This is a genomic window from Gardnerella greenwoodii 00703Dmash, assembly GCF_000263635.1.
Taxonomy (GTDB): Bacteria; Actinomycetota; Actinomycetes; order Actinomycetales; family Bifidobacteriaceae; genus Bifidobacterium; species Bifidobacterium greenwoodii.
On record NZ_ADEV01000006.1, the window covers coordinates 32,378 to 55,463 of the forward strand.

Annotated in this window: 15 protein-coding genes and 1 other RNA gene; 2 read left to right on the plus strand and 14 right to left on the minus strand. The window is 44.6% G+C overall.

What is annotated here, in order from left to right; genetic code table 11:
- Nucleotides 1-15: 15 nt before the first annotated feature.
- From tmk to NG78_RS03650, 5 genes are all read right to left on the minus strand, one after another.
- The gene (gene tmk / locus NG78_RS03665; RefSeq protein ID WP_004137145.1) at nt 16-720 is read right to left on the minus strand and encodes a dTMP kinase; all 705 of its coding nucleotides are present in this window, start codon (nt 718-720) and stop codon (nt 16-18) included.
- Nucleotides 721-783: 63 nt separating this feature from the next.
- Complete coding sequence (topA, locus tag NG78_RS03660; RefSeq protein ID WP_004137143.1) at nt 784-3,645, minus strand: type I DNA topoisomerase; 2,862 nt, start codon at nt 3,643-3,645, stop codon at nt 784-786.
- A 132-nt stretch (nt 3,646-3,777) separates the two neighbouring features.
- Nucleotides 3,778-4,944, minus strand: a complete 1,167-nt coding sequence (locus NG78_RS03655) for a phosphatase PAP2 family protein (protein WP_004137140.1) — start codon at nt 4,942-4,944, stop codon at nt 3,778-3,780.
- Nucleotides 4,945-5,005: 61 nt separating this feature from the next.
- Nucleotides 5,006-5,102, minus strand: an RNA gene (ffs, locus tag NG78_RS05980) — signal recognition particle sRNA small type.
- 88 nt (nt 5,103-5,190) lie between these two features.
- Entirely contained in the window at nt 5,191-6,333 is a 1,143-nt protein-coding gene (locus NG78_RS03650) for an inositol-3-phosphate synthase (protein WP_004129278.1), read from the minus strand.
- A 173-nt stretch (nt 6,334-6,506) separates the two neighbouring features.
- Between NG78_RS03650 and NG78_RS03645 the strand changes: the two genes are divergently transcribed.
- The gene (locus NG78_RS03645; protein ID WP_004137138.1) at nt 6,507-8,858 is read left to right on the plus strand and encodes a transglycosylase domain-containing protein; all 2,352 of its coding nucleotides are present in this window, start codon (nt 6,507-6,509) and stop codon (nt 8,856-8,858) included.
- A gap of 28 nt (nt 8,859-8,886) precedes the next feature.
- Nucleotides 8,887-9,660: an HAD family hydrolase gene (locus NG78_RS03640; protein WP_004137136.1), complete on the plus strand. Its 774-nt coding sequence runs from the start codon at nt 8,887-8,889 to the stop codon at nt 9,658-9,660.
- Here NG78_RS03640 and NG78_RS03635 read toward each other — a convergent pair.
- From NG78_RS03635 to NG78_RS03595, 9 genes are all read right to left on the minus strand, one after another.
- Entirely contained in the window at nt 9,614-10,210 is a 597-nt protein-coding gene (locus NG78_RS03635; RefSeq protein ID WP_004137134.1) for a heat shock protein transcriptional repressor HspR, read from the minus strand. The genes NG78_RS03640 and NG78_RS03635 overlap by 47 nt on opposite strands.
- A 55-nt stretch (nt 10,211-10,265) precedes the next feature.
- Entirely contained in the window at nt 10,266-11,327 is a 1,062-nt protein-coding gene (locus NG78_RS03630; protein ID WP_004137132.1) for a DnaJ C-terminal domain-containing protein, read from the minus strand.
- Nucleotides 11,328-11,453: 126 nt separating this feature from the next.
- Nucleotides 11,454-12,167 (minus strand): nucleotide exchange factor GrpE, encoded by a 714-nt coding sequence (grpE, locus tag NG78_RS03625; RefSeq protein ID WP_004137129.1) that lies wholly within the window; start codon nt 12,165-12,167, stop codon nt 11,454-11,456.
- A complete protein-coding gene (dnaK, locus tag NG78_RS03620) occupies nt 12,167-14,062 on the minus strand; it encodes a molecular chaperone DnaK (protein WP_004137127.1) in 1,896 nt (631 codons plus the stop codon). The genes grpE and dnaK overlap by 1 nt, the downstream gene beginning before the upstream one ends.
- 257 nt (nt 14,063-14,319) lie before the next feature.
- Entirely contained in the window at nt 14,320-15,051 is a 732-nt protein-coding gene (locus tag NG78_RS03615) for a HesA/MoeB/ThiF family protein (RefSeq protein WP_004574743.1), read from the minus strand.
- Between the two features lie 35 nt (nt 15,052-15,086).
- On the minus strand, nt 15,087-15,911 hold the full coding sequence (locus NG78_RS03610) for a thiazole synthase (RefSeq protein ID WP_004574744.1): 825 nt from the start codon (nt 15,909-15,911) through the stop codon (nt 15,087-15,089).
- 38 nt (nt 15,912-15,949) lie between these two features.
- Entirely contained in the window at nt 15,950-16,156 is a 207-nt protein-coding gene (gene thiS, locus NG78_RS03605; RefSeq protein WP_004574745.1) for a sulfur carrier protein ThiS, read from the minus strand.
- 53 nt (nt 16,157-16,209) lie between these two features.
- Nucleotides 16,210-17,280, minus strand: a complete 1,071-nt coding sequence (gene thiO / locus NG78_RS03600; protein ID WP_004104781.1) for a glycine oxidase ThiO — start codon at nt 17,278-17,280, stop codon at nt 16,210-16,212.
- A gap of 622 nt (nt 17,281-17,902) precedes the next feature.
- On the minus strand, nt 17,903-22,996 hold the full coding sequence (locus tag NG78_RS03595; protein WP_004574746.1) for an FIVAR domain-containing protein: 5,094 nt from the start codon (nt 22,994-22,996) through the stop codon (nt 17,903-17,905).
- Nucleotides 22,997-23,086 lie beyond the last annotated feature (90 nt).

The window sequence follows — 23,086 nt, forward strand, 5'->3', positions numbered from 1 at the left end:
TCGATTTGCCGCATTTTATTTAGATTCAATTTGCGCAATTAAATTATTCACATCGCTAGAAATTAGTTCCGCTAAGGATTGTGCAGAACATGTTGCGTCTAATACACGATACCTATTTGCAGATTCTTGCGCTAAATCCAAAAAAGCTTCTCGAGTGCGACGCTGGAAATCAATTCCGGCTGATTCCATTCGATCTTGCTCACGATGCAAACGCTCAAAAGCTGCTTCTGGCTGCATGTCTAGCAAATAAGTGCGATTAGGCCACAGAGAGTCAGTTGCCCACTCGCTTAAAGTTCGCACATCATCCATAGTCAGTTCGCGGCCGCCTGCCTGGTAAGCAAGAGAAGAATCAATGTAACGATCTGTAATTACTACCGCTCCACGGCTAAGCGCTGGGCGAATCACTTGAGCAACATGCTGAGCGCGATCTGCTGCGAACAATAAAGCTTCAGTTCTAGAGGACACATAAGATCCGTGCAACAATATTTCGCGCAAAGACTTTCCAAGATCAGTTCCACCCGGCTCGCGCGTAACTACAACTTCTCGCCCCAAAGATTGCAAATGCTTTTTCAGCGCCTCAACTTGCGTCGTTTTACCAACGCCGTCAATTCCTTCAAAAGAAATAAATAAGCCTTTATTTTCAGCATATTTTTCACTGTTGCAACCACAGTTTCCTCCGCAAGCGCAACCGCCTGAAAAATCACCATTCTTAGATGCCATATTTTGTGACTCCATATTTTGTGACTCCATACGCAAGGTCTATTTAATCTTTAGATTTCATTCCTATGCTTTTTTAGCGGTAGATTTCTTTGAAGCGGTCTTCTTTGCAGAAGTTTTCTTTGCTGTAGATTTTTTCGCAGTAGACTTCTTTGCGGAAGATTTTGCAGTGCTTTTAGCAGCACTCCTCTTGCGTTTTACAGGTCCAGCTGCGCGCTTTTGAGCCAATAGTGCAAACGCATCCTGAGGGTCAATTGATTCAGGCGTGTACTGCTTTGGCAAAGTGCGATTCGTTTCGCCGTCAGTAATATAAGACCCGTAGAAACCATCTTTAATTACAACAGGCTTTCCTGTTTCAGGATCCGCACCAAGCTCACGAAGAGGAGGCTTAGCCGCGCCGCGAGTACGCTTACCGTACTTTGGTTGCGCAAACAAAGCTTTCGCTTCTTCTAAAGTAGTACTAAAAATAGCGTCTTCACTAGCTAAAGAGCGCGTTTCTGGCTTAGATTCCACAGTTTCTACGGCAGAAGCATCTACAGCAGAATATGTTTTAGTTAAGTATGGGCCGTAACGCCCGTTGCTGGCCTCAATTCGAGCTAGTTTCACCACACCTTCAGCATCAACTTCTTCATACTCGCCAACCAAACGCGGCAAGTGCAAAAGCTGCAAAGCATCTTGCAAAGTTAAGGTTGAAGGATCCATAGTCTTAAACAAAGACGCCATTTTTGGACGCGACTTAGAAGATTTTGCGTCAGAATTAGAAGACTTAGTATCTTCATTATCCTGAGAGTCAACTAAAGCAACGTACGGGCCAAAACGGCCATTGCGCACCTCAACAGTGCCACCAGTTTCAGGATCTTTGCCCAACACGCGCGGACCTTCAGCATTGTTATCCAACAATTCTCGCGCAACATCCACGCTAAGCTCATCCGGAGCTAAAGTCTCTGGAAGAGAGGCGTGTCGAGGATTACCCTCAGTGTCCAAATGCGTAGTATCTTCCAAATAAGGTCCGTAACGGCCAACACGAACATGCAATCCGTCACCAATATTTATAGTGTTGATTTCACGCGCGTCAATTTCACCAAGTTCCGCAACCTGCTGCTGTAAACCAATATGCGCTTCGTCAGCAGACTTTGCAGAGTCATCTCCAGAACCAAAATAGAATCTAGTTAACCAATCGCGACCGGTTTCTTCACCGTGTGCAATCCTGTCCAAACCATTTTCCATATCCGCAGTAAACGCGTAATCAACATACTTTGGGAAGTTAGCTTCCAAAAGCTTGATTACAGCAAACGCAAGCCACGAAGGAATTAAAGCACGTCCACGCTCATACACGTATCCGCGATCAATAATCGTGGAAATAATAGTTGCATAAGTAGAAGGGCGACCAATTTCCTTAGCTTCCAGCGTTTTTACCAAAGAAGCCTCGGTGTATCTTGCAGGCGGCTGAGTTTCGTGAGAATCCGCACTAACGCTTTTAGCTTCAAGAACATCCCCAGCCCGCATTTGAGGAAGTGCCTTTTCGCCTTCGCCATCACTTTCAGCCGCAGACGAATTAGCAAAAACCTTCATAAAACCAGCAAAAGTAATTACTGTTCCAGAAGCTTGGAACAAAGCCTCACCATATTCTCCAGCAGAAGCATTTAACTTAACTGTTGCTGTAAAACCAGTAGCGTCTTCCATCTGAGACGCAAGAGTTCGCTGCCAAATAAGCGTATACAATTTAAGCTGATCTGCAGGCAATTTATCCGCAAGTTCGTCCGGGCTTAAGAAACGTGCTCCAGCAGGGCGAATACATTCGTGAGCTTCCTGCGCTCCAGCAGACGTAGTTGCGTACTGCTTAGGAGATTTAGAAACATATTCATCACCAAACGCTGCACGAGCGGCATTTCGCGCGGCCTCAATAGCCTCTTTAGAAAGCGTTACGGAATCCGTACGCATGTAAGTAATATAGCCGTTTTCGTATAAGGATTGCGCCGCTCGCATAGTTTGACGAGAGCTCATCGACAGGCGGTTTCCAGCAGTTTGTTGCAAAGTTGATGTAGTAAAAGGAGGCAAAGGACGACGACGATACGGCTTCGTCTCCATAGAGTCAACTACAAAATCTGAATTTTCAAGAGCTTTAGAAAGCTCGGACGCAAAATCAGCGTCAACATGCAAAGCTTTCTGCGACTCACTTTTTGCAGAAACAAGCTCGCCTTTTGAATTGAAATCTTTAGAACCAGCCAGGCGACGGCCAGAAAGCTCACTCATGCGCGCTTCAAAATCAACGCTTTTACCATCAGAGTCTTTAGAGCTTAAAACAGCACTAATATCCCAGTATGAAGCCTTCCTAAACGCCATGCGCTCGCGTTCACGCTCAACAATAAGCCTTGTTGCAACAGACTGCACACGACCAGCAGAAAGACCTGGACCGACTTTTCTCCATAGCACAGGAGAAAGCTCGTAGCCATACAAACGATCTAGCACACGACGCGTTTCTTGCGCATCAACCATATTGTCGTCAACATTTCGAGTATTACTTAACGAAGCTTGAATAGCATCCTTAGTAATCTCGTGAAAAACCATACGCTTTACTGGCACTTTTGGTTTCAAAGCTTCAACCAAATGCCAAGCAATAGCCTCACCTTCGCGATCCTCATCAGTTGCCAAATACAGCTCGTCGGCTTTGGCGAGCGCAGACTTTAAATCGGCAACTGTTTTCTTTTTATCTGCTCCAACAACATAGTATGGAGCAAAACCATGATCAACATCTACACCAAACTTGCCAAACGCAGCTTTGCGTGAGGCTGGAACTTGGCTTGGTTGAGCGAGGTCGCGAATATGCCCCACAGACGCCATAACCGTGTACCCGTTACCCAAATACCCGCCAATTTTGCGCGCTTTCGTGGGAGACTCCACAATGACTAGCTTATGTTCAGCTGCCATATTCGCTCCTTTCCTAACACAATCAAACATACACGCATTAACTGTATGCTTCGCACTAACTGTATCGCAAGTTACGCTGTACGTCTATTAAATTCCACCTCGGTGGATACAAGCAGATAGAGTAGACATTTTTCATGCAGCAGACGGTGGTGTTGGAGGTGCACCAACTAATCCAAGCCTTCCAAGCGGGGAAGCTGTAGAATGACGCATTACCATAATCACTCCATAAACAAGCAAAGATGCACCAATAGTCAGCCAATATGTTGCAGTATAGGATACACTAGCCGCCCACTGTGCAAAAATATCTACGCCTGGCAAAATTTGCCATATTAAATATAGTGAGTAAAGGCAAGCAAGAACACCCAAAGTAATCATAGAACTTCCTACAATTTGCACGCTAATTGAGGATCTTCTATACGCAGGCATGTCCATTCCGCTGCAACGCGTTAAAGCAAGCGCAATAAGAGTTGCTGCAGCAACTATTAGCAATGAAATAAGCACGTCGGAAGACCTGTGCCAGTGCCCAGCAACCAGTGAAAGTTGTACCAAAATAGTTATTACAGCGCTTGCAACAGCAACCCCCGCACGCCAAACTCTAGAAACAGTACAAATAAGCAAAGCACAAGCCGCACAAATAAGTAGAGCATGACCAGAAGGTGCTGAATTTGCCGACAAATACTCAATATTGATAAGCATTGGTCGAGGAAGAATCTTTTTTAAAGGTTCAGCCGCTGCGGCCAAAATGATGATTCCTGCACACTGCCCAAGCAGCCACCAGCGTTTTCTAACACAAGCTAAAACTAAAGCAATTGCCGCAATAACAACACCGAGAATAATAACAACAAGTGAATTGCAAAGCGGTTTTAAGCAAGTAGATAACCACGCTGGCATTCCTCTAGAACCAAAACCGTCAATTACCATTTCCTCATAGCTTTGTCCGAGTATTGTTTGCACGCTCACAAACCAAACACCAACTGCAGAAGCTAAAAATATGACTGCAAGCGCAACACACCATAATATTGTGGAAACACGCGGGCGCTTAAGTAGAGGATCAAACTCGTCAACATCGTCTTCTTGTAAGGAAGAATCTTTATTTGATTTTGATTTTGCGTTCGTTTCTATGCCGGTTTCTGCGCCAGCTTCCGCAATCTTCTTTGAATCTAATAGCTCGACTGTAGATTCATCGCTACTAGGCACTGCAGAAAAAGCCTTCACTTCTGGCAAGTCTGGAAGCTCTTCAATATCTTTCAAACTATTGGAGTTTAAGCCGTCATTTGTTCCTGTAAATTCTTCGCTCATACTTTAGACTTTACGACAGTCTCTATGACAGCGCTAGTTTTGAGCATAATAAAATTTTGGCAAAATAAAACCTCCACGCACCCACCAGAGGCCACTTACCCTTGCTGCATTTCTGCCCTGGGGGGATTGGGTGACATAGTGCCACGCGGAGGCTCTAACTATATTACACGATTTTCGCTACATGTCGAGTAGTAACAACGAGTAATAGAAACTAAAAATAAATTAATAGCTACTATTAGCAATAAATTAGGCTCTCCAAACGCTTTTACCGCGCTCTTTCGCTTCTTCAACATCTGCATTAAGCTGCAGCTCATCCGCTTCAACTTCTCCAGCAATATAGCGCTCAACTAATTGACGAGCTTCGTTATCTTCATGCTGAACTGCAGGAGACTTCATAAAGTAGGAGCTTGGAGCCAAAATCGGGCCAGAAAGCTTGCGATCCAAAGCAATTTTTGCAGCTCGAACAGCATCAATAACAATACCTGCAGAATTTGGAGAATCCCAAACCTCAAGCTTGTACTCCAAGTTCAAAGGAACATCACCAAAAGTCGTACCTTCCAAACGCACAAAAGCAAACTTGCGATCATCCAACCAAGCAACGTAGTCGGATGGGCCAATATGAACATTGTGCTCATCCATTTCGTGAGGAACGATTGAAGTTACTGCGCGAGTCTTAGAAATCTTTTTAGACTCCAACCTTGAACGCTGAAGCATGTTCATAAAGTCCATGTTTCCGCCAACATTCAGCTGATAAGTGCGGTCTAAACGAACGCCGCGATCCTCAAAAAGTCGAGCCATAACACGGTGAGTAATAGTTGCACCCACCTGGCTTTTAATATCGTCACCAATAATAGGAACTCCAGCATCGCGGAACTTTTGCGCCCACTCAGGATCGGATGCAATAAATACTGGCAAGCAATTTACGAAAGCGCAACCAGCTTCCATTGCAAATGTTGCGTAAGCTTTATCTGCCTCTTCAGAGCCGACTGGCAAATAAGAAACAAGCACATCAACATGCTTATCTCGCAAAACTTGAGCTACGTCAACAGGTTCAGCCTCGGACTCGTCAATCATCTCACGATAATAATCACCTAAGCCGTCGTAAGTAGGGCCGCGCATAACTTCCACACCCAAATTTGGCACGTCAGCAAAACGAATAGTATTGTTCTGCGAAGCTCCAATTGCTTCGCTTAAATCATGCCCAACTTTTAAAGAATCAACATCGAATGCTGCAACAAACTCAATATCGCGCACACGATACTGTCCAAAAACAGCGTGCATCAACCCTGGAATTTTCTCACCGTCATCAGCGTTTTTGTAATATTCAACGCCCTGAACCAGCGACGAAGCGCAATTACCTACTCCGGCAATGGCAACGCGGATGCTCATATAGACTCCTTGCCTGCAAAAAATCAGCGGCATTACGTTATGCCGCACTCATACACATTTCATAATACTATTTCCATAAGCATTATGTGCAATATGGGAGATTTTCAGTCGTTTCTACGCCGAAACATGTAATTTCTGTGAAAAATTCAATACCGGGCGCTACGGTGGAATGTATGGTTGTAAATAAAGCTGGAAGACGAGCGTCTAATTCGCGCAAAAACGAGCCAAGAAGCGTATCGTCACAATCACAAAAAAATACGAATACACCGGCCTCTCTTCCACCTCGTGGACAAGGCTCATACGGCTCATATCATTCTTCAGGTTCCGGCAATAGCAACCGAAGCTCAAGACGAGAACGCTCACGCGCATACACTCGTCAACAGCGCAGAAAGACTTGGCGCGGAAGGCACCCTATTATTTTTTGGGCACTAATACTAATTTTTGTACCTATTTTAATTGGCGCAGCAATTTTTGCTTATATGTACGCAACTACCGACATACCTGCTCCTGACAAAGTTGCTATGGCAGATAAAACCAAGGTTTATTACGCAGATGGAAAAACAGAGTTAGGGTCTTTTGCTGAACAAAACCGTGAAATTATTAATTGTTCAGTTCTTCCTAAATACGTTGGACAGGCAATAGTTGCTTCAGAAAACCGCTCCTTCTACCAAGATGGCGGAATTGATTTTAAGGGAATTGGCCGCGCTCTTATTCATAACGTTACTAAACGTGGTCGCTGGGGCGGCTCTACCATTACACAGCAGTACGCTGAACGCTACTATCTTGGCGAAACTAAAACGTATCTCGGTAAACTTCACGAAGCTATTTTGGCTTTGAAAATCGCTCAAACACAAGATAAAGATACTGTTTTATGCAATTACATGAACACTATTTATCTTGGACGCGGCGCTTATGGTATTCAAGCGGCAGCAAAAGCTTATTTCGGCGTAGAAGCTAAAGATCTGACATTATCTCAGGCAGCTCTTTTGGCGGGCATAATTCCTGCTCCAAGTAGTTGGGATCCTGCAATCGGCCCTAAAGAAGCCGGCATTCGCTTTAAGCGAGTGATGAAAATTATGAAAAAAGACGGTTATATTACGGCTTCTCAGGCAGCAAAAGCTAAGATTCCAAAAACAATTACACAAACTACGCAAAATATGTATGCAGGTCCACAAGGCTACTTACTGCACATGGTTCGCGACGAGTTGACTAGTAATGGTGCTTTTAGCCAGGAAGATCTCGATAGCGGCGGATACCGTATTATTACTACGATTGATAAGTCTAAACAAGATTTAATGTTTAATGTTGCAAGCCCTTCTCAAGGCGGACGTGGGATTGTGCCTAAAGGATTGCAAATTGGCGGAATTTCCGTAAATGCAAAAGACGGCTCGATTATTTCGGTTTATGCAGGCGACGACTATTTAACAAAACAGTTAAATAACGCAACTCAAGCACTTTATGAGCCTGGATCTACAATGAAGCCTTTTGCTTTAATTGGCGCAATTCAAGCAGGCACAAGTCTTGACACAATGTTCAACGGAAATTCGCCGCGCAAGTTTGACGGTATTGAAAAACCTGTTGGAAACTTTGCAAACGCAAGCTATGGCATGATTAACTTGTATAGAGCGACTGCAGATTCCGTCAATACGGTCTATATGGATTTGCAGAGTAAACTTGGCGCTAAAAAAGTTGCACATACAGCTGTTACTGCAGGACTAAATCCTAAGAGAGTTAATGGTAAAAATCCGTTTACTGTGCTCGGTAATGATTCTGTACATGTAAGCGAAATAGCGCGCGCTTACGCAACTTTTGCCAATCAAGGCAGACGCCCAGATTTGCATATTGTTGCTAGCGTAAAGAATCCTGATGGCAAAGAGTTTTATCGTGCTCCAACTGTTGGAAAGCAAGTTTTCTCGCCAACAGATGCTGCATTAGCCACAAAAGCAATGGTTGGAGTAGTTCAACACGGTACTGCAACCGAGGCTAGATCAATTGGAAGGCCTGTAGCTGGTAAATCTGGAACAGCAAACGACGAAACCGCTGGAAGCTTCGTAGGATTTACGCCTAATATTGTTACGGCTTTTGCAATTTGGAATCCAGACGCAAATGGCAGCCCGCAAGTAATTAAGCCATTCCACGGGTATCTTGGCGGAAGCGACTACCCTGTTCACTTGTTTACTAGATACATGCGCCAAGCTGTAGCAGGAACTCCTGTTGCTAAATTCCCTGAGGTAAAAGATACTGGTAAGATTGGTGGGCCGGACGGCACGTGGGGCTTAGGCGATCGACATGCTTACACTCATGATGAAGATGAAGAAGATAAAAATAAGGACAAAGATAAAGATAAGGATAAAGATAAAGACGATTTAGACCCTGACCATATTAATCGTTCGGACAATCCGTGGGATAGCTATACAAATAGCGGAAACTACGGAAATAGTTACAGTGGAAGCTACGGAAATTCGGAATCTGGAAACACTGGCGAAAGCCAATCCGACGCTTCTACGCCACACAGCGGGCAGTAATTACAGAAAGTATAAGGAATCATAAATAGTGGAACAAAAAACTGAAAAATCAGAAAAAATTACAAACACACAATCGAGCAAGAATATTTTGCGTGCGGTATTTTGGGATATGGATGGCACGCTTATTGATTCGGAACCGTATTGGCACGAGTCTGAATTTTATTTAGTAGAAAAATACGGCGGATATTGGGATGAAGATTTAGCTTGGAAATGTTCTGGCGGATCTTTGGAAACAGTTGCAAATAAAATGATTCCTTCCGGGACTAAACTTACCGTAGAAGAAATCGGCAAAGGGATGGTCGATTACGTTGCAGCTCGCGAAGCTGAACGCGTTCCGTGGATTCCAGGAGTTCTAGACCTTCTTAAAAGCCTCACAAATGCTGGTATTCCTTCTATTTTAGTCAGCAATTCGCCGCGTTGCCTAGTAGAAAATATTGTTAAGCATGCTCCAGAAGGCGCTTTTGCTGGATACGTTTGTGGAGACGATGGTTTTAAGCCTAAGCCAAGCGCTGAGCCATATTTGGCTGCTGGAAAAATGGTTGGTATTTGTGGGAGCGCGGAAGAAATCGCTGAACAAATGGCTCACTGCGTAATCATAGAAGATTCTTTATCTGGTCTTACTGCTGCAGTTAATTCGGGAGCTACTGTAGTTGCGCAAACTGGTTTTTCGCGCGCAAATATTTCCGAAAGCAAGCACCACGATGAGCTTAATGGATATGAAGGCGTGAGCGCAAAAACTCTTGAAAATATTGTTATTAAACGCGCCAAGCGCGCCAAAGAACAACAGATTTCTCGTCTTTAATTGCGTTATTATCACTTGCGTTTGCATACTCTGATGACGAATAAGACGACGGCAAAGCTCGGCGCTCAGTGCGAATATCTCGTCTCCAGCGCCGAGCATTACGCGAACGCTGCATTTCCACAATGTCGCCATCTGCGTTTGCAGCAAAAATATTGCGCTCTGAAGACTCTGCAGCTTCTGTTAAATGACGAACTTGCCTTTTAAGCTGTCGATTTTCTTCTTGCAGATCCAGAATTTGCATAATTCCAGCTAAATTGATACCTTCATTTTGACTTAAATGCTGCGTTTGTACAATTCTGCTTATATCTCTCAAAGAGTATCTGCGAGCGCCACCTTCTGTGCGCTGAGGCATGATTAAACGCAAACGATCGTATTGGCGAAGGGTTTGCGGATGAGTATTGGTAAGGCGCGCTACATGGCTGACGGTAAATATTGGCAAATCGATTGTAAAACCTACTTCGTCCGCGCCGTCAAGCGTTGCACTACCACGCACTAAAGCAACTGCGCACATTTCATACAGTGCTTTAGTTTCACGCGTTATAGGTGTCATAGCACGCCTTCCTTTACTTTACTTTTACTTTTACTTTTCTTAATTTATTTTTACACTATTTTTGTCTCAAATTATTAATTTCTTCCGCGTAAGATTCGCCGGCAGTCTTATCAAATTCTTTTGCTACACGCTTAAGCAACATATTTGCTCGTTGTGGCAGGCGAATTTGCACAAGACCAACAAAATCGCCATTTGCTCCCGGAACTCCAGCGCCTTTCACACGAACTTCATCTCCGCTAGATGAGCAAGCTGGAACTTTAAACGTAACAGGATTACCATCTACGTCATTAAGCGTAACTTTTGCACCATGCACAGCTTCACTTAAAGTTACCGGAAGAGTTGCGACCAAATCGTTTGCGCGCAAAGTGAATTTATTAGATTCTTCTACATGAACTTGTAGGTACAAATCTCCTGCAGAACCGCCAAATCTTCCTGGCTTTCCTTTACTCTTTAAACGAATTTTTTGACCGTTTTTTACTCCGGCTGGAATATGCGTTTTAAAAGTCGATCCGGCTGCACGCAGCGAAACAGTAGCACCCTTAAATGCCTGCTTAAAAGTGAGTTTAATATCTGTTGTTATATCGTCACCTTTCGTAGGCACATTTTGGTTTTGAGCACTTTCGTATTGCTCGTCTTCAAAACTGTTCGCGCTTTGGAATCCAGACGCACCAGAATTTTGACGTCCACCGGCAAACATGGAGAAAATATCACCCATATTTGGGCCAGCGCCACTACTTGCGAAACGAATGCGCGAGCCGTTTCCGCCCATTCCGCCCATGTTGCCCATACCGGCTCCTCCATTAAACATGGAGAAAATATCCGAGAAGCTTGACGCATCAAATCCGCCTGCTCCCCCGGCGCCACCGGCAAAACGAGCACCTCCTGCACCAAATTGACGAATAGCATCGTAGCGTTGGCGAGTTTGGCTATCTTTTAGAACATCATAAGCTTCAGAAACGTCCTTAAACTTTTCTTCAGCTTCTTTTGTTTTGTTCAAATCCGGATGATATTTACGCGCTAACTTACGATACGCTTTAGTAATCGTTGCTTCGTCAGCGTCTTTGGAGACACCTAAAACTTTATAAAAATCTTTAGCTAACCACTCATTTTCAGCCATTTGTGCCTCCTTTCTTTACAAGCACATTGGCTATTTCGCTTTTTTGACCAAATATAGCCTGCTCGTGCCAACTCTTATGAGCTAGCACGAGCAAGTTACGCAATAAAGTTACAACTAAGAGTTTCGTTAGGAATTACTTGGTGAAGAAACGACCACACGAGCTGCGCGAATAACACGATCTCCTATGCGATACCCCGCTTCAACCACAGCGTCCACAGTTTCTTTTGTAGCGTCTGGATCAGGACGATGTAAAACAGCATCGTGCTTTGTAGGGTCAAAGTCTTCGCCTTTTTCGCCGAACTTTTCTACGCCGAACTTCTCAAAAGCCTTATCAATCTTGGTTGCAACAGCCTTAAACGAATCATCCATTTCGCTGTGCTCGCGAATACGGTCAATATCATCCAAAGCTGGAAGCAATGCTGTTAGCACGTCGATAATTCCATGCTGTCTGAAACGATCCTGCTCTTTCGCAGAACGATTGCGGAAGTTAATAAACTCTGCTCGCTCGCGTTGCAACGCTTCTAAGTATTCAGCAGCCTCTTTTTTGGCTTTACCTAAAGGCGTTAAACTGCTGTCGTCTGCATCTTTACTATCTTTCGATTCAGAAGATTCAGAAGATTCAGAAGAATTTGCGACATTTGCAGAATCCACAGAATCTGCGGAATCCGCAGAAACATTAGCATCAGAATGCTCGTCAGCTTCCGTTTCTGCACGATTCACGTTTTCAGCTTGCTTTGAAGATTGTGCAGAAGTCTTCGCAGAATCTTCTGCAGGTTTTACATCCAGCGAGTCAGAATCTTCCATTCCTTGCAAATATTCGTTGGTGTTAAAATCGGACATTACTTGTTGTCCTTATCGTCCTTGTCGTCGTCCACCACTTCGGCGTCAACCACGTCATCATCCTTAGAGGCAGATTCAGCACCAGCATTTGCACCAGCCTGAGCACCAGCAGCAGGACCAGCTTGAGCACCAGCAGCGCCCTGCTGAGCGTAAAGCTGCTGACCAATCTTCTGAGCAGAAGTCATCAACTCACTCTGAGCAGACTTAATCTTCTCAACGTCATCACCCTTCAAAGCTTCCTTCAAAGCGTTCACCTTTTCGGTAACTTCCTTGGAGATTTCGTCGGAAAGCTTGTCTTTATTATCGTTCACAAGCTTTTCAGTTTGGTAGGCAAAAGCTTCTGCCTGGTTGCGAACTTCAGCTTCTTCCTTACGCTTCTTATCTTCAGCTTCGTGAGCTTCAGCTTCCTTCACCATGCGATCGATTTCGTCCTTTGGAAGGCCAGAACCACCGGTAATAGTCATGGACTGCTCCTTACCAGTGCCCTTATCCTTAGCGGAAACGTGCACAATGCCGTTAGCATCAATATCGAAAGTAACTTCAATCTGAGGAACGCCACGAGGAGCTGGAGCAATACCAGTCAACTCAAAAGTGCCAAGAGGCTTGTTATCGCGAGCAAACTCACGTTCACCCTGGTAAACCTGAATCAACACGGATGGCTGATTATCTTCAGCAGTGGAGAATACTTCCGAGCGCTTCGTAGGAATTGCAGTATTGCGGTCAATAAGCTTAGTCATAATTCCGCCCTTGGTTTCAATACCCAAGGAAAGTGGAGTTACGTCAATAAGCAGAACGTCTTTGCGGTCTCCCTTAATAACACCCGACTGCACAGCTGCACCAACGGCAACAACCTCATCCGGATTCACGGACTGGTTAGCTTCCTTACCACCGGTAAGTTCCTTTACCAAATCCTTCACGGCTGGCATACGAGTAGAACCACCAACAAGAACCACGTGATCAATCTGGCTTACGGAAATTCCAGCGTCAGAAAGCACGTTGTTAAATGGCGTACGGCAGCGGCCAAGCAAGTCGGAAGTCATTTCCTCAAAGTGAGCGCGAGTCAAAGTCTCATCCAAATGCACTGGAGTGCCGTCAGGAGTCATTGCCAAGTACTGCATAGAAATTGAAGTGGAAGTAGAAGAGCTAAGCTCCTTCTTCGCCTGCTCAGCAGCTTCCTTCAAACGCTGCAAAGCAATCTTATCCTTGCTCAAATCAACGCCATACTTGTTCTTAACTTCGCCAACGAGCCAGTCGATAATCTTCTGATCCCAGTCGTCGCCACCCAAGTGGTTATCGCCATTAGTGGCCTGAACCTGAATTGTGGAGAATCCGTCGTCATCCTTACCAATTTCAAGCAAGGACACGTCGAAAGTACCGCCACCCAAGTCGAATACCAAAATGCGCTCGTCTTCCTTGCCCTTTTCGAGGCCGTAAGCCAAAGCTGCAGCAGTTGGCTCGTTAATAATACGAAGCACGTTCAAGCCTGCAATCTTACCTGCGTCCTTAGTTGCCTGACGCTGAGCATCGTTGAAGTATGCTGGGCAGGTAATAACGGCATCGGTTACTGGCTCTCCCAAGTAAGCTTCAGCATCGCGCTTCAACTTCATCAAAACCTGTGCGGAAATCTCCTGTGGAGTCCACTTCTTACCGTCGATTTCAACAGTCCAATCAGTGCCCATGTGGCGCTTTACGGAGCTAATTGTGCGATCAACGTTTGTTACAGCCTGACGCTTAGCAACTTCACCAACCAGAATTTCGCCGGACTTGCTAAATGCCACAACAGATGGTGTGGTGCGAGCGCCTTCAGCGTTCACAATAACGGTTGGGCTGCCGCCTTCAAGAGTAGCGATGCAAGAATTAGTTGTACCCAAATCAATACCTACTGCACGTCCCATAATTTCTCCTTAACTAGGTATTGCACGCTTTGTGCAATTACGTTTTCCTTTAAGTTTTGTAGTTACGTGAGCTGAGCTTTATTTAGATTCCTTATTGGAAACTAGGTAAATCACCAGCTTTTTTACTTTCCAAAACTTGAGCCTACTACACTCAACTTGTAAAAGTCAACTTTTATTCCCAAAAATTACAAAAAACTTTATACAACTAGACTCAAGTTTTGAATAAAAGCATAACTTAAGGAGAAATTACGCAAGTTTCACGCGCTGAACTTAAAGCGGCGCAAAGAATTATCCAGCGCATTGTAACGCGCCAAAACACCAATAAGCGGCGTGCCAATACCGGTTATAAGTTTAATTGCTTCAGTTGCCATCATTGCGCCAACAATAGCCGCAGTCGCGCCTAATACTGCCGATTTTGGCACCGTTTCTTCCAGAGGTGGGCAAGGATACAAGTCGCGCAAGCATGGTCCCTCTCCAGGCATAAAAACACTTACTTGACCCTCGTAATAAAGCACCGAGCCATAAACTTCCGGAGTCCCCTCACTCCAGGCAGAATCCGCAATCAAAAAACGAGTAGCAAAATTATCGCAACCGTCAATTATCAAGTCGTGATTTTCTACAAGCTGCTTTGCATTATCTTCATTAAATCTATTTACAAGGTTGATTTTTAAGCCCGGAGATAGCGCCTGCAAGCGTTTAGCTGCAAGTTGCGCTTTAGATTGGCCGCACTGATCAACAGTGTACAAAGTCTGCCTTTGCAAGTTAGAAAGCTCAACAACGTCGTCGTCACAAATTGTGATTTCGCCGACTCCTGCTGCAGCAAGCGAAAGTAGGCATGGCGAGCCAAGCCCCCCGGCTCCAACCATGCAGATTTTCGCATTGCGAAGTAACTGCTGATGCTCATGCGTAAAGCCCGGCAGGAGCAAGTGGCGGCAAGTGCGCTCCGCCTCAAGCTCCTGCAGGTTGTCGTAAATTTTATTAATCGTCATGTTGAATAATATGCCGAAAAATTACAGTACAAAATTTACAGCACGGAATCAGCCCAAGCGCGGCCCTCAACAGGAGAGGAAGCGAGAGCATGATTTCGCATTGGAATACGCCCAGCGTCGTGAGCAAGCTTGCCAGCAGTTACAGCAGCAGCCATTGCGCGGCCCATCTTCACTGGATCTGGGCAACGAGTTACGGCGCTTGCAAGAAGCACGCCGGAGCAGCCGATTTCAAAAGCTTTAACAACGTCGGAAGCAGTGCCAACGCCGGCATCCAAAATCACAGGAACGCCAGCTTCCTTGCATTCGCGCACAATCAGCTCAATATTTCGAGGATTCAAAATACCAAGACCAGTGCCAATTGGAGCGCCACCAGGCATAACAGCCTTCACGCCAAGCGAAACCAAACGACGAGCCACAATCGGGTCGTCATTCGTGTAGCAAAGCACGCTAAAGCCTTCTTCAACGAGCTTTTCTGCAGCAAGCAAAACTTCGCGAGTATCTGGAAGCAAAGTATCGTCGTCTGCAATAACTTCGAGCTTAATCCAGTCGGTTCCAAGAGATTCGCGAGCCATTTTTGCAGTAAGCACAGCGTCATGCGCAGTTTTGCATCCTGCAGTATTTGGCAAAACGTTAATATTATGGCGCTGAAGCATTCCGTAAATATCCACGCCTGTTTTTGCGTGACGGCGCAAAGCAACCGTAGCTACTTCCGCACCCGAAGCCACAAGCGACTTCTCCATAATATCAATGCTCGTCATGCCACCAGTGCCAAGCAAAAGCCTCGAATGTAAAGTCTTACCACAAAGCTGCCAAGTATCGACACTTTCTTCTGCATTATTTTCAGAATTATTTTCTGCCATTTTAAGCCTTTTATTTAAAATTTAATATTTTGTAAGTATCAGCCGCCTTGAACTGCGCTGAGAATCTCGATTTGATTCCCATCGCAAATCACAGTCGATGCCCACTGATTACGCTTAAGCACATCGTCGCCAATTGCAACAGCTATGCCAGGACCAGCGTCTGAACCGTAACGTTGAGCAATAAGCTCAGCAACAGTTAACCCATCTTGAACTTCAATAGTTTCACCATTGACGACGATTTGCATAATTCAACCTTTATTAACGTCTATTAAACTTGCGCTACTAGAAACTTGCGTAACTAGAAGCGAGCAGGATTGCAGCTTTCCAAGAAGCCCTTTTCCTTCTCAGTCAACTCTTGCTCAAGAACAAGCTTTGTAGTCAAAGAAGAACCCAAAGCGGTGAGCAAAATACCGTGACGGAAGTAACCAGTGGAAATCGTAGTGTGCGTCTTAGGATCAATACCAATGAATGGCAAATCATCTGGAGTTCCTGGGCGGCCGCCAGCGGTAACCTCAGTAATCGAGCATTCCTGAATGCCAGGAAGCACGCTTGCAGCATCGCGAAGTAAGTCGAGTACGCCACCGACCTTTGGAATATCGCGGTCGTCTTCACGAGAAGTAGCGCCAAGCACGAGCTCGCCTGTTTCCTTAGCGCGAGGCACCAAATAAACTGGACGATCATGCACAAATCCACGAACCACAGAGCTCAAAATTGGGCGCAAAGGCTCTGGAATAGTCATACGAATCATATCGCCCCACACAGCGCGAAGCTTAAGCTGAGGAAGCATATCCTTAGCACCCAAGCCGGATGCCAAAACTGTGTCTGGACCCAAATCGTCTGGAGTGCTTGCGCGTCGCTCAATAACAACACCACGCTTTTCGAGTGCATCAATCATTGCTGCAGTGAAAAGACGAGGATTGATTTGATGGTCGTCCGGCACGCTTACAGCGCCAGCAATAGTTGGCGAAAGAGCAGGCTCAATCTCACGAAGCTTACTCACAGAAATATGCTCAGCTCTACGACCGTAACGATGCTGCAAGTTTAGCAACTCGTTTACGTGCTCGTTATCTGCAGCGTCACCACCGATTACGTAAGATCCACACTCTAAGTAACCGGTTGGCTTATCGGTGTACTTTGCAACCGAATCAACCAATTCCTTATACATAGTTGCAGACTCAAACATAAGCGGATACAACGCTTCTTGCTGATATTGCATTTCTGCGGTAGGAGCTAACATGCCGGCAGCATGGTGAGAAGCGCCCGAGACTGGATCTGGATCAATTATGCTAACTTTTACGCCAGCTTCCGTAAGTCTCCACGCTGTTGCTAAACCAATAATACCTGCACCAATAATACGAATATTTCGCATAATACTCCTTCCCTACGGCGGCATTACCCGCATCAGGTTTACGGTCGGCTTTCGCCCTCTCAGCCTGTATAGAACAAGCTCCCGCGTTTCGTAGCTTTGACTTTCAAAACTGCGATTGTAAAGCTGTAATATTGCCAACTTTAGCGATATTACAAACGCTACAGATAGACGTAACGAAAATATGTGAGCTTCGTCATACTACCGTGCAGCATTTTAGCACTTTTGTGAAAAATTGGTTAATTGAGACGGCATGTCAAATCGCAAAACTAAGCAATTTCGTTACTGACGCAGATTGCGTTCTGCGTTAGTAACGAATAATGCCGTTTTTTCGTTACTAGCGCAGATTGCACACTGCGTGCGTAACTTATATCACGTTTGGAGGGTTTGAGGATACATTTCGCTCCAAACGTGCGCGACGACCTGCTTTCGCGCAGCATTTCGCGCGCGAAAGCAACTCGGAGCGTGAGCTTGCTCAAGTTGAAAGCACGGTGTGCTTTCAACGCAAGCTCAGTAGCGAGCGCGTTAACCGCGCGAGCGTTCTTTCGTGCGGCAGCAGCACGAAAAAATCCCTCGCGGATTATCAGAGGATAACCTGCGAGGGATCTGTTAGTTATGCGTAAGGTTACTCGTTAGAGTGCTTGCGACGGCGAGAAGCCACGCCTGCAGCACCAAGACCAGCGAAGATTGCAGCAAATCCTGCAAACAAGCCGGTTGCAGCACCAGTCTTAGCAATCTTATGACCAGATGCGCCACTCAAACTATTAAGCAACGCAGCCTTAGCCGCCTGAAGCTTCCTCAAAGCCGCATCAACCTGAGCCTGCGTAGCATTAGGATCGTTAAGAACGCTACGAGCCTCTGAAAGCGCATCAAAGTAAGCATTCGCATCAGCAGAGTTTGCGTTACCAGCATTAATATTTTCAGCTTCTGCAACTTCTGCGCGCAAAGCAGACTTATCTGCAGATCCATTGGAAGAATCGCCTAAACCGTCAGAGTCGTAGAAGTGACCATAACCATTGCCGTAGCCATATCCGAAGCCATTTTCTGAATCAGAGCCAAAATCAGCACCGGATTCAGAGCCACTTCCATTCCCTCCACGACCGAATGGATTATTAATCTTATTCTTAGCTGCAGCAAGCCTCTTCAAAGCAGCATCAACCTCAGCCTGAGTTGCATTAGGATCCTTAAGCACTCTGTTAGCCTCAGCCAAAGCTTTCTCATACTCGTCAATATCATCCCTACTACCGATTATGAAGTACGGCGACTTACGGAAGTCAGCGTCACTGTCAGCCTCATCCTTAAGCTTAGACTTATCAGTCTTATTAGAATCGGCAATCTTCTTCTTAGCCTCTTGAAGCCTCTTCAAAGCCGCATCAACAGCTGACTGGCTAGCAGAGGAGTCATTTAGCACGGAATTAGCTTCATTTAAAGCATTCGTGTAATTTTCAAGATCTTTCTTCGCATCCTCGTCTGCAGGAGTTGCGTTAGCCTTAGCTTCAGCATTCTTATACTCCGCAGATTCATTGAACTTTGGAGTTATTATGTTGCCGTCAGAATCCTTACCTTCTACTTCGTTTCGAAGCTTAGATTTATCTGTACTAAACTGGCTGATAGCTTTCTTGGCATCCTGCAAGGCCTTCAAAGCGTCATCAACCTGCTTTTGCGTAGCGTTTGTATCGCTTAGAACCTTATTTGCGTCTTCTAGAGCCTTTGTATACGCAGTAGCAGCAGCAGAACCAGCAGCATTATTAAACTCTGGAGTATCTTCGAACTTCGGAGTAATTACTTTGCCGTCTTTATCTTTACCGTCAACCTCATTCTGCAATGAAGACTTATCTGTGTTGAACTGCGGATCGTTTTCAATGTCGGACTTTGCTTTCTTCAACGCCGCAAGAGCATCGTCAACTTCTTGCTGAGTTGGGTGCTTGCTAAGCGTTTGATCTTCTGCGTTATTTACAAGTTCGCGCGCTTTCTTTAATGCCGCATTGTAAGCATCAAGCTTATCTTTTGCATCCTTGTATGCAAGAGAATCTTGATTGCCTTTAAGCTTTTCAAGAAGATATTTTGCATTGTTAATCTGAAGATTGTGCTCAAACTTATCAGCAGCAGGTTCATCGGTTGCACCTTCTGCCTGAGACTTTTCAGTTTCAGCCTTAAGATCTGCAGAATTGGTCTTATATACATCAAGCCCTGTTCGAGCCGCTTCAAGTGCAGCAAGAGCATCATTTACCTGCGCTTGTGTTGGCCTTTCTTCCGCAGGAGTATTAGCATCCTTACTCTTTGCAAGCAATTCATTAGCTTTAGCAAGTGCAGAATCGTACGCTGTCTTTGCTGCGGCAGCTGCGTTATTTCTATCCGCATCAGGAACAAGATTTCCAGAACCATCATTCTTCATAAATTGCGGATTAGAAGCATTCCTATATGCGTCAGACGTGAGCGTTCCTTCGGATTTTGCACTACCATCTGCATTAAGTTCACCGTTCTTGCCAACACTTTCCTTAAGCTTAGCAAAATCAGTGTTGTATGCGTCCAAAGCCTTACGCGCTGTATCAAGATTCTTAAGCGCAGCATCTACTTCCACTTGCGTTGCGTCTTGCTTTGAAAGCACATTCTTAGCAGAGTTAAGAGCCTGGTCGTACGCTGTTTTAGCAGCAGAAGCCTGCGTGTTCTTTGAACCATCTGCATCGTTAAACACAGGGCTATCCGTGTTCTTATATTGAGGCAACTGCTTGGTGTCTGCATCTGCATCCACCGACTTGCGCAAATCATCCTTCTTGGTCGCGTAAGTAGAAAGTGCAGCGCGAGCGGCATCTAAGCGCTTAAGAGCTTCATCAACATCTTTCTGCAAAGCCTTGTTTTCAGGATGCTTTTGCACGCCGTTAAGGAATGTTGCAGAGCTTGGATCACCTGTGCCGTCCACAGAATCATCGATTACTTCTCCATTAGCATTCTTGTCTTTATCAACTTGATTTGCTAAAACTTTCTTTGCAGCAGCAAGCGCGGCAGTATACTCATCAACAATCTTCTTAGCTGCATCTACTTTAGCTTTTTCTTCCACTGTAAGCGACCCATCGCCTGCCTTACCAGCCAACGCTTTTGCATTCTTGTAAGCAGTTGTGTTTTGCGTTACATCATCTTGATCTGCAGAAGTTTGCAAAGCAGACGGTTTAGTTGCATAGGTTACAATAGCATCGCGCGCTTTGTCGAGCTTAGCTTTTGCAGCATCTATTTCTTGCTGAGAATACGTAGAAGTTCCAGCTTTAGCAGCATCAATCTTTTGCTTAATATTTTTAGCTTCCGCGTACGCATCGTTATACGCAACAAAGTCCTTACCAGCCTGCGTCTTTTTAGCAGCATCAGCTCCGTTTTGGCTTTCCTCATACGCATTAAAGTATGCAGGAAGCTTATTACCGCTGAAATTATTTGCAAGGGTCTGAATTAAGTCATAGCTATTTGTTTTAAGCTTATGCAAATTCTCTTCGGCTGTTTTAAGATTGTTGAGCGCCTCATCTACCTGCGCTTGCGTTGCCTTAGGATTATTAATAACTTCTTTTGCTTTTTGTAAAGCCTCATCGTACTTAGATGCGTACTGCTTAGCTTCTTCCTTATTTACACCTTCAGGAAGATTGTCATCAAAGTATTTGTTGTAAGTTCCATTCTTATAGAAAACGCTCTTTTTGTCACCGTCATGGTCATGACTTTGCAAAACCTGCGCATCAAGAGCAGACTTATTCGTCGCCTTAGCATCAATTGCTTTCTTAGCATTCTTAAGATTTTCCAGCGCAAGATCAACTTCTGCTTGCGATGCATTCGGATCACCAAAAAGCTCTTGCGCTTTCTTTACAGCTTCATCGTAAGCTTGACGCTCAGAATCACTGGCATTCTGATATGCAGGATCAGCATTAGTAATACCCTGATTACCACCAGTATTAACCTTGGAGCTTTGAATTACTTCGCTCAACTTATCTTTATTGGTTTCAAAATCATCCAACGCCCTGCGCGCTTTATCAAGCTTCTCTTTGGCAGCGTTTACTTCTTTTTGCGTAGCATACTGGTTTTCTTTTACCTTATTAGCTTCTTCAAGAGCTTCATCGTACGCAGTTTTTGCCTGAGTAGCTCTGCCATTTTTATCGGTATCAAGCGAACCATCCGCTTTCTTAAATTTTGGATTAGCTACGTTCTTATACCTATCAGTTGCATGCGTTCCAGTAGCGGCGCCCTGTGCTGTTGCAGCAGTTCCCTGATCCGTAATGTCTTTATTAAGATCTTTCTTATCTGTAGGATCACCGTTAAGCGCTTCATAAGCTTTATTTAGCTTAATAGCTGCGTTATCAATATCGGCTTTCTGCTGCTCTGTAAGATTCTCTTTAGCAGTATTTTCAACGCTCGTATACAAAGTATTAGCAGCGCTAAGCGCAGTATCGTAATTATTCCTCAAAGTATCCGACGCATTGTAATACTTTGACTTAGTTGGCACTTTCTTATCCCCAACTTGCGCAGTCGTATACTCATCAATCGACGCCTTCAACTTATCTTTATCATGCGAAGGCTGTGGCACAAACAGTAAGTTAATAGAGTTAACTGAGACTGCAAGCTTAAAATACGAATAATCGTACGGAGATAAATACAAATGAGCTGGGTATACTTTGCCACTCTTAGCAGCAAGCTTCATATGAGCATCATTGCCAAAATGATAATCCTGTACATCTGAATTATGGTCATCTAAATTACGATCCGAATTATCAATTGCAGGATTACCATTCCAATACGGGCCGCTCATATTGCCCATCGTAAGCGAAGTTGTTGGGTTGTCCTGAGCATCGAGCAAATAGTGCATATTAGATCTTTGCCCTTTACCATTTCTGCCTTCGCTAGCAAGCGTCTCTCCGCCAATTATTGTACGCAAACCAGAGTTAGCGTCTTTTGGTGTTGCCTTCAAATATTTAATAACATCTTCCGTGCTGAATTTTTGCGCTTTAGTGGCATCGTAGCGGTAAATAAGCGTATTATTGTCGCTACTCCAGCTAAAGCCTTCATCTGTGCTGCGACCATCCATTTGCTGCTTAGTCCACTCAAGTTTATAATCCTTGCGAATATCAACCGCACGCGTAAGCTTGCTATTCTTAATATTCGACGTAAACTGCACATACGCTTTGTCGGTTTTGATTGTAACGGTTATGGTATTTTCTGCCATACCGTTAGAAATACCTTCGTTTGCTTTACCGGTCCTAGTTAAATCACCACTGATTTTTGATTTAACTGTAATTGCACTACTGTAATTTTCGTATGTAAGACCAAGTTCATTATTATTTTTATTTGCTTTATACACAGCTTCCTTAATGTGATTAAATTCATCATTCGAGAAAGCGATTGGATTGTACACAGGAACGGCATCATCGCCAGAAGGAATAGCAATATTAGATTCGGCAATCTCTTTTATGATTGCATCATCCAAGTTAATTGTGTCCGTATAATCCTGGCCTGGAATTATTTGCCCAAAATTAATAACAATTTTCCTGTTATCGCCAAAAGTCACTTTATCAACGGGGACATTATTTGCTTTAGCTACACGCTTCCTAATCTCAAGTTTTTCAGAATCAGTCAAATGCTCAGGATCTTTGATTACTGGCTTATCAAAATTAAGATCAGTATTTGGGAATATTGGCGGCATTGGGTAATCTTCATCATCCCCATCGTCAGTATTAGTAGCCAACAGCATAAATGGCGAAGCTGCGGATTTTAGCTTAGGCTGCTCTGCCTCGGCTTTATTTGCATTAGGCTGATTATCTTCAGTTTTCTTTACTTTATC